Raw genomic sequence first — 8,465 nt, 5'->3', positions numbered from 1 at the left:
GGGCATGACTCCGGAATTAGGGGGCCTAACCGTCCGGACGATATACTCTCCGAAACAATACAAGTATTTTGTATTATTCAGCTTGGTTGGTCGTTTTTTCGAGGGTGGAGCGAAAACAATACAAATTAGTTGTATTAATCGCCCCCCAAATCGTCCGTCTCCGAAAATTAATACAAATAATTTGTATAACCTTCACCCTAAGCGTGGAGCCTCTTTAAGTGCGGCGGGTCGGATGCAAGTGTGCTGTCACACTCGCTACAGTGAATAAATGCGGAAAGGGCATCGACCTGACCGTGCCTTGATTGGCCTTTCCGCCCACAATATATCACTCACGGACAGGTCAGAGCCGCGGCCACTACAGCCCCACACCGTGTGCCGCTTCAATGCCGCTATTCCACCTTCCCCATTTCATCCGTCTGCAAAACCACCGGACAATGATCGCTCCCCAGAACATGGCAATCGATCTGCGCATCCACAAGCAACGGCGCAAGCCGCGCCGACACCAAAAAATAGTCAATGCGCCAGCCAATGTTCCGTTCTCTCACCTTCGGCATGAACGACCACCAGCTGTACACCTCTTCCCGGTCAGGATAAAAATATCGGAACGTATCAACAAATCCGCTTTCCAACAGCGTCGTCATCTTGCCCCGCTCTTCATCCGTAAAGCCTGAGTTACCCCGGTTCGATTTCGCATTTTTCAAATCAATGTCCTGGTGCGCCACGTTCAAGTCCCCACATACAATGACCGGCTTACTGGCATCCAGCTTGAGCAAATAAGCACGAAACCGTTCCTCCCATTCCAGGCGGTATTCCAGTCTCGACAAATCTCTGCGGGCATTCGGCGTGTACACATTGACTAAATAAAAACCGTCAAATTCCAGCGTAATCACACGGCCCTCCGGATCGTCCGGCTCGTCATCTAACCCATAGCGCACGGATAGCGGCTTTATTCTCGTGAACACAGCCGTACCGGAGTACCCCTTCTTTTCCGCATAGCTCCAGTACTGGCTGTATTCTTCCCCAAGCTCCAGGTCGATTTGCCCTTCCTGCAGCTTCGTCTCCTGTACGCAAAAAACATCTGCATCCGACTCGCGAAAATATTCCAAAAACCCTTTATTTACACAGGCCCTTAGGCCGTTAACATTCCATGATACAAGCTTCATTTCATTCTCCCCACCCTGATGTTCTCTTTGACCGTTTTGCTTCATATTCGCTTTATTATCGCACAGCCTTACAAGCTGCTGCTAGTATCTCTTCATTCAAACCGCATATGCCCAAAAACTCCTCCCCCATTGTGAATACAATCACAAACAACAATCGAAAAACACGCTATAGTGATGGTATCAACAATACATCGAGCATCAATCACAACTCATTAGGAGATGATTCCCATGATGAATATGGTCAAAACGATCGCCACCGCCTTCATTGAAGCATACGAACTTGCCAGCCAAACGAAGAGAAAACTTCAATACTTCGAATAAAACCTTGGCGTCACCGTAATCTACTAAACGAGTATCCATCGATAGCGGTACTGGAAAAAAGACTTCGCGCATTCCTTGCAGCGGTGTAATTCGTAGAGCATTTATCGAACTCTAAACTCTATACGGATAAACAGCTTCGTACAATGGGTTACTAAACCAATGCCGCTCGACGATCGACAATAGTTATCTCTAAGTATTGCGGAAAATATGTCTTCGTTTATTTATCCGTATCTACAGAAAAGACGAGCCTAAAGCATTCGCTTTACACTCGTCTTATTTTGCATTTTAGCTTTTTGCTCTGCTCTGTTGCTTTGTTGTTTGCTCTGCTTTGTTGTTTGCTTTGCTTTGTTGCTTTGTTGTTTGCTTTTTTCTCTTAATTTTTGCCCTACTGTCCTACTCTACTGTTTTGCTCGGGTGCTTGCTCCCAGCCTTCACTCTCTTATAGATGCTTGCTCCAACCTCTACACAAGCTCTACGTTCAAACCGTGCTTACGAAAAACCTTCAACATCGCTTCTTTTGCCTCAGCCTCGTCAGGACCGTGAATCTCCAAATGGTAAGTGTGGTCATGAAGAAGCGTTATGCTTAAACCTAGAATACTTTTGACATCGATTACTCTCCGTTCCTCACGCAGCACAATGCTCGATTGGAATTCAGATGCCGTCCGATTGATTTCAACAATAGAGTTAGGATTAATACCTGGCATAAAACAGCCTCCTGTTCATTTTTTGCTATTTGATTCCCGCCTGTTTCTAATATTTCCTAGATTTATATTCCCTGATTATAGCCCACAACAAAACCCACCACAAAACTCCTTACACAATCAACTCCATCAAACCAATGGTTAATTACAAAAATGTCAATAATTTTCACCATAGTAAACAATATTTTTTGTTACAGCCCCAAAGAAAGAGCTTTATAATTTTCATTGTAAACGTTTACAAAAGATTGTAAAGAGTTTCTTCACCGGCTGCTGCAGCACCCTGCTCGTCCACCTTCATGTCAGTCCCGACACCACACAAAAGGAGGAATCAAGATCTTGACCTTTACAGCAAAACCTACGGTTTGGAGGAAGGTAACATTACTGCTGCTTGGTGCCGTCTTATTTCTGTCCACCTTAATCTCCCCCTCAGCCGGCGTTGCAAATGCCCAAGTCGCAAACGATTTTCAAGCATCCGTCATGGCTCCGCTAACGAAAATCACTGATTGGAACGCGTTTAAGAACCAGCTGAAAACGTTAAAAAGCAACGGCGTCTACGCGCTGACCACCGACATCTGGTGGGGTGATGTCGAAGCCGCGGGCGACAACCAATTTGATTGGAGCTATTACAAAACCTATGCGAGTGCTGTCGCAGAAAGCGGCCTGAAATGGGTGCCGATCCTCTCTACCCACACCTGCGGCGGGAACCCGGGTGACGACTGCAACATTCCAATTCCGGCTTGGCTTTGGACAAAAGGTACTGCCGATGAAATGAAGTTCAAGAGCGAAACCGGGTACGTAAACGGTGAGGCGCTTTCTCCGTTTTGGAGCGGAATCGGCCAGCAGTACCGCGAGCTGTATGCCTCCTTTGCGCAAAATTTTTCCAGCTACAAGAGCTTAATTCCGAAAATTTATTTAAGCGCGGGCCCGTCCGGCGAGCTTCGCTTCCCTTCCTATTATTCGGCAGCGGGCTGGAGTTATCCTTCTCGCGGCAGCTTCCAGGCCTACACAGATACTGCAAAGCAAGCGTTCCGCAGTGCCATGCTGACCAAGTATGGCTCACTTAGCGGTGTAAATCAGGCCTGGGGCCTGCAGTTGACGAACGCAAACCAAATTAATCCGCCAAGCGACGGCGACAGCTTTTACAGCAGCGGCGGCTATGCAACAACGTATGGAAAGGACTTTCTTAGCTGGTACCAGGGGGTACTCGAAAATCATCTCCGTGTCGTAGCTTCGGCCGCGCATAGCAGCTTTGATCATGTGTTCGGCGTACGCATCGGGGCCAAAATTTCCGGCATCCATTGGCAGATGAACAACCCGTCCGCTCCGCACAGCGCCGAGCATGCAGCAGGATACTACGATTACAACAAGCTGATCCAAACATTTAAGGACACCGATCTTGATCTTACTTTTACTGCATTGGAAATGTACGATAGCGGCACGGCACCTGCGTACTCGCTGCCTTCTACACTCGTCGATACCGTATCGTCGATCGCCAATGCGAAGGGTGTACGCTTGAACGGCGAGAATGCGCTTCCAACAAACAACTTCCAAAAAATCGAGGAGCAGATTACAAAGTGGAACTACAACGGCTTCACGCTGCTACGCATGCAAAATCTTGTGAACAGCGACGGTTCTCCAACCGGCAGCATGGCAGGCTTTAAGCAGTATGTTATCAGTCATGCCCAAGCACCAGATCCGGGAACCGGCAATTCGGTAACGATTTATTACAAAAAAGGCTTCTCTACTCCGTACATTCACTATCGCCCGGCGGGAGGCACATGGACCACGGCTCCAGGCACAGCGATGGCCGATTTCGAGGTTAACGGCTACGCCAAGGTCACCATCAACATCGGCTCCGCTGNCTCTACTCCGTACATTCACTATCGCCCGGCGGGAGGCACATGGACAACGGCTCCAGGCACAGCGATGGCCGATTCCGAGGTTAACGGCTACGCCAAGGTCACCATCAACATCGGCTCCGCTGCCCAGCTTGAAGCGTGCTTTACTAACGGCAGCGGCTCTTGGGACAGCAATAACGGAAGCAACTATCTCTTCCCGGCAGGAACATCGACATACACGCCAAGCACCAATGGCTCAGCCGGCACCATCTCCTCCGGCGCTCCTTCCGGAGACGGCAATGGTTCGACTGGTAATACCGTCACGATCTACTACAAAAAAGGCTTCTCCACCCCGTACATCCATTACCGTCCGGCGGGAGGCACATGGACAACGGCTCCAGGCACAGCGATGGCCGATTCCGAGGTTAACGGCTACGCCAAGATCACCATCAACATCGGCACCGCCACCCAGCTTGAAGCGTGCTTTACTAACGGCAGCGGCTCATGGGACAGCAATAACCAAAGCAATTATTTCTTTAACGTTGGAACCTCCACCTACACTCCAGGCTCCAACGGCACCGCCGGAACGGTCTCTTCCGGCTCTCCAGAAAACAGCGGACCGGGCTTAAGCCCGGTCTCTGTTGATTGGAGTAAGCAGAGCAACGTTTTCACCGACCGCGACCGCCTAACCATCAACAGCCTCGCATTTTACTTTCCAAGTGCTGTTTTACATTCGGCCATTCCCGGTCAAGAATGCTGTAATACACGGAATCGCGGATATATCCATCCGGTAATATCATGTGGTTGCGCAGCACCCCTTCCTTTACAGCGCCCAGACGCTCAATTGCCATTTGCGAGCGAGTATTTCGGGAATCCGTTTTTAATTGAACGCGGATCATATGCAGCGTCTCAAAGCAATGCTTGAGAAGCAAGTACTTGCATTCCGTATTCACGTAGCTTCTCCACTTAGAGGGCGTTAACCAGGTCGAACCGATCTCTAACCCCTTGTTTGGTAAGGAAATATCAAAAAATCGCGTACTGCCTACGATCGCATCCGTTTCTTTATCTACAATGACAAAAGGGAGTGCGTTCATTTGCTCAAGCGCTTTTCGAACGTATTGTTCCGCATCCTGTAACGAGCTTATTTCCCCCTGCGTCACCGTCCAAATTTCCGGGAAATTCCCCGCCTCAAACAAGCCCTCCGTATGGCCCTCTTCCATAGGAACCAAACTAACTCTTTGGCCCGTAAGTACAACCGGATCGATCATCCAGCAACCTCTCCTTATTGTGTCAGCATACCTCTTCTGCAGAAAAACCTATCCAAGCTTGCTAGTCTTTGCCGCTCTCTCACTCCGGATCAGCACTTACAAATCATGAGCAGATTCCCGTCCGGATCCTTCAAATTAAACCAATGCCCATTTTCTATGCCGGTCACCAGCTCAATGCCCTGCTCCTCCACATAACGGTACGCAGCCTCAATATCATCGGTATTAAAATGAAATGCCGGATTCCGGTAAACCGCGTCCTCACTGTAAATTTTGCTGTCCAGCACGAGATTTGATCCATTATTGTCAAGCGGGATGCAGCACAAGTGGCCCGCTATAATCTTATAGTCCGCCTCCATGCCAAGCAGCGCGCAGTACCAGTCCCTCGCCTTTTCAATATTGCTCACCGGCACGAAAATCGCGCCTGCCCGGTTTAAAATTACTCCCATAAGATACACTCCCTTATTCGATTTCGAATGAATATGAATCCGGTTCATAAATAGCTGACGCATCCTTCGGAAGCTGCCGAACATGCTCAAGATAAGCCGTGACCTTGCGGTCCTCTTCGAAGTTATAGGTAAAGCTCATTTTGTCCGCAGCATGAATGGCGCTTTGGCGAAACAGCTCACACATGGTAAACAGCGCGTTCCAAGTTCTCTCGGTATCTGCATCCGCATACGTTGCTTCAAATGCACGCCACTCGCTTTCCGTAAGAAAGCGTTCAAGATATTTGCCGCACTTGCCTGTGTTTACCGAGAAATCCGTTTTTGTCCCGACGTACCATTCCAGCATCTGAATGAGTACATTGCGGTTAACCTGTTCAACCATAAATTTGACGTACGGCAGCTCCCCACGCCACAGCCCTTTACTGATATTGAGACAAATCCACCAGAACTCATTGCATAAATCGTGAAAATGCTTCTCTGTTGGCTTTTGAACCCAATAGTTACAGTCAGTGGAGGCAGGAAGTGGATCGATCACCCCGTCCTTATCGAGCAGCACGACTTCGAGACTATCCAATCCAACGTGCTCCTCCATTTTTTCTATTGGAATCAGCGTAAGATCAATTCGATTTCCGTCTGTAAACTGCATTAAGTATACAAGACAGCCGTTATTGCTCGGAGGCGGCAGCTCCTTGTCCTCCGGCATCTGCATCATAATTCGATCCCCGAAGCAATCGACCCACTGCGGATTTCTTTTGAACGAATGAATATCCCGAACCGCATACACAATGTCATAATCCTGGAAAATGTCTTTGGGTGCGTTCGGGTTCGCTCTTGATCCATGGAGTAGAACGGCACGCACCCTGTCATCGCTCTGTGCGGTCCCCAGCAGCAGCTCCATCATTTGATTTTCATCCCGCGTCTTCATGCTTCCGTCTCCTCGCATGGAATGGCTCTCGCGAATGCCTGCACTCTCTTATTCTCTTAATGCATCAATCACTCCAAGCAGAAAGGCAAAGAAAGGAAGAGCAGTGAGAACAGACAAAATCGATACTCCAGCGACAAAATATTTCTTGATTTTGCGGCTCTGCCCCGTCCAAATCAAATACACGGCAAGTAAAAACACGATAAAAAGCGACAACCATGGATTCATGTGTAAACAACCTCCTGTATGATGAAATTCCCGTTCCATTTGGAATATATTGTAGCATAACATCATCATATTGAAACATTGATTTTCATAGTGAGAGTACTAACTCAAGGCTATATGTCCACCCCCTTTTATTAAAAAAAAACGTCTCCTGTGGCAGCTAACGAACTGGCTAAATCCATCTCCACTTGCCGTTAGATGATATGTCATGTATAATCGCGATAAATGACATGTCATTCATGAACTCACTCTCGTATCGGAGGACCGCCTATCATGGGTAACGTATCGCGGATTCACATTTTACATACCGGCACTGTTCAAATCGACCGCGCTCTAGCATACCAAGAACGAACGCTTCATCCCCTGCCTTTTACCGGATGGCTTAGGCCTGCCTCGACGCGTATCACGGTTCCCGTATCGTCCTATATCATTGAGCATTCGGAAGGACTTGTTTTGATCGATACAGGCTGGCATACCGATCTGCGTCACAATCCGCGCGGCCATCTCGGCTTTCTGGCCTCAACAATGTTCCAAGGCAGCCTGCCCGAAGGGGCCGCTATTCACGAGCAGCTGGCAAAGCTCGGCGTCAGCGAACGGGAGCTAAAGGCAGTTGTTCTTACCCACCTCCATGCCGATCATGTAAGCGGGGTCAAGCATGTCTCGGGTGCGGAACGTATTCTTGTCAGCGAACGGGAGCTTCATGCTGCCGAACGCTCTCCAAGCTACACGAAATCAATGTGGGAAGGAGCCGTGTTGGAATCATTCCGGCTTGAGCCGATCCCTTTTGGCCCGTTTCGGCTTGGACTTGATTTATTTGGAGACGAATCGATTTATCTTGTCCATACCCCCGGACACAGCAAAGGACAGCTTTCTATTCTTGTAAAGCTGAAGGACGGCTGGGTGCTTCTTGCAAGCGACGTCGGATATTCAACGCGATCCTGGAGCGAAATGATCCTCCCGGGCGTAATGGACAATCGCACCGAGGCGGCCCGTTCTCTGGAATGGGTGCGGCAGTTTGCAGCGCGTCCCGATTGCCTCGGCGTTTATGCCAACCATGACCCGAACGTACTGCCAACGATCATTGAAGCGGAGGCAATATAGCCATGAACGATCAGGAGAAAAGAGAGCTGGCGGAGAAGCTCCGTTATATGATTCTCGCCGCCCAGCGCCAAGGCGGACGAATGCTGGAAGAGCTGCTCAAGCCGCTCGGCCTGACCGGCTCCCATTACGAGGTGATTCGCGTGCTGGCAAGCCGCGAACCATTGACCCTAAAGCAGCTGGGAGAGCTGCTGCTCTGCGAATCGGGCTCCCCGTCCCGTCTCGTCTCTCACATGGTTTCGCTGGAGCTGATTGAACGGCGGGCGTCCAAAACTGACGCCCGAGCCGTTGAGCTGTACCTTACACCGAAAGCAAAAGAACTTGCCGAGCAGGTGGAGCAGCTGGAAATGCAGTTTTGCGACCAGCTTGCTTCTCTGCTTCCGGACGAAGAGCTGAAGGAGGTCGTTCGCTTATTCGGAAAGCTGTTGTCACCGATGCCGATTGCGGACCCGTTACGGCGAAGAGGGTTTCTTGCGGACTAACCTT

General features: G+C 49.4%; 8 protein-coding genes and 1 pseudogene. 3 read left to right on the top strand and 6 right to left on the bottom strand.

Annotation, left to right across the window (positions count from 1 at the left end; translation table 11 throughout):
- Positions 1 to 389 precede the first annotated feature (389 nt).
- On the bottom strand, positions 390 to 1,163 hold the full coding sequence (locus GQS10_RS19675) for an exodeoxyribonuclease III (RefSeq protein ID WP_166245422.1): 774 nt from the start codon (positions 1,161 to 1,163) through the stop codon (positions 390 to 392).
- A gap of 782 nt (positions 1,164 to 1,945) precedes the next feature.
- Positions 1,946 to 2,188 carry an HPr family phosphocarrier protein gene (locus tag GQS10_RS19665; RefSeq protein WP_166245420.1) on the bottom strand — a complete coding sequence of 81 codons (243 nt, stop codon included), beginning with the start codon at positions 2,186 to 2,188 and terminating at the stop codon, positions 1,946 to 1,948.
- A 333-nt stretch (positions 2,189 to 2,521) separates the two neighbouring features.
- Between GQS10_RS19665 and GQS10_RS19660 the strand changes: the two genes are divergently transcribed.
- Positions 2,522 to 4,948, top strand: coding sequence for a family 14 glycosylhydrolase (locus tag GQS10_RS19660; protein WP_341805101.1), 2,427 nt, complete (start codon positions 2,522 to 2,524; stop codon positions 4,946 to 4,948).
- Here GQS10_RS19660 and GQS10_RS23730 read toward each other — a convergent pair.
- The 4 genes and pseudogenes from GQS10_RS23730 to GQS10_RS19640 form a co-directional block, all read right to left on the bottom strand.
- Positions 4,911 to 5,243: pseudogene (locus GQS10_RS23730) on the bottom strand (GNAT family N-acetyltransferase); the annotation flags it as partial. The gene GQS10_RS19660 and the pseudogene GQS10_RS23730 overlap by 38 nt on opposite strands.
- 137 nt (positions 5,244 to 5,380) lie before the next feature.
- Entirely contained in the window at positions 5,381 to 5,737 is a 357-nt protein-coding gene (locus GQS10_RS19650) for a VOC family protein (RefSeq protein ID WP_166245418.1), read from the bottom strand.
- 13 nt (positions 5,738 to 5,750) lie between these two features.
- A complete protein-coding gene (locus GQS10_RS19645; RefSeq protein ID WP_166245417.1) occupies positions 5,751 to 6,659 on the bottom strand; it encodes an aminoglycoside 6-adenylyltransferase in 909 nt (302 codons plus the stop codon).
- A gap of 48 nt (positions 6,660 to 6,707) precedes the next feature.
- Entirely contained in the window at positions 6,708 to 6,884 is a 177-nt protein-coding gene (locus tag GQS10_RS19640) for a hypothetical protein (RefSeq protein WP_166245416.1), read from the bottom strand.
- Between the two features lie 270 nt (positions 6,885 to 7,154).
- Here GQS10_RS19640 and GQS10_RS19635 point away from each other — a divergent pair, with 270 nt between their 5' ends.
- Positions 7,155 to 7,982: an N-acyl homoserine lactonase family protein gene (locus GQS10_RS19635; RefSeq protein ID WP_166245415.1), complete on the top strand. Its 828-nt coding sequence runs from the start codon at positions 7,155 to 7,157 to the stop codon at positions 7,980 to 7,982.
- 2 nt (positions 7,983 to 7,984) lie between these two features.
- Entirely contained in the window at positions 7,985 to 8,461 is a 477-nt protein-coding gene (locus tag GQS10_RS19630) for a MarR family winged helix-turn-helix transcriptional regulator (RefSeq protein WP_166245414.1), read from the top strand.
- Positions 8,462 to 8,465: the final 4 nt, after the last annotated feature.

This window comes from Paenibacillus turpanensis (assembly GCF_011421635.1).
Classification (GTDB): Bacteria; Bacillota; Bacilli; order Paenibacillales; family YIM-B00363; genus Paenibacillus_AK; species Paenibacillus_AK turpanensis.
Note: the sequence above shows the minus strand (reverse complement) of the source record. Positions and strands in the feature narration are given on the sequence as shown.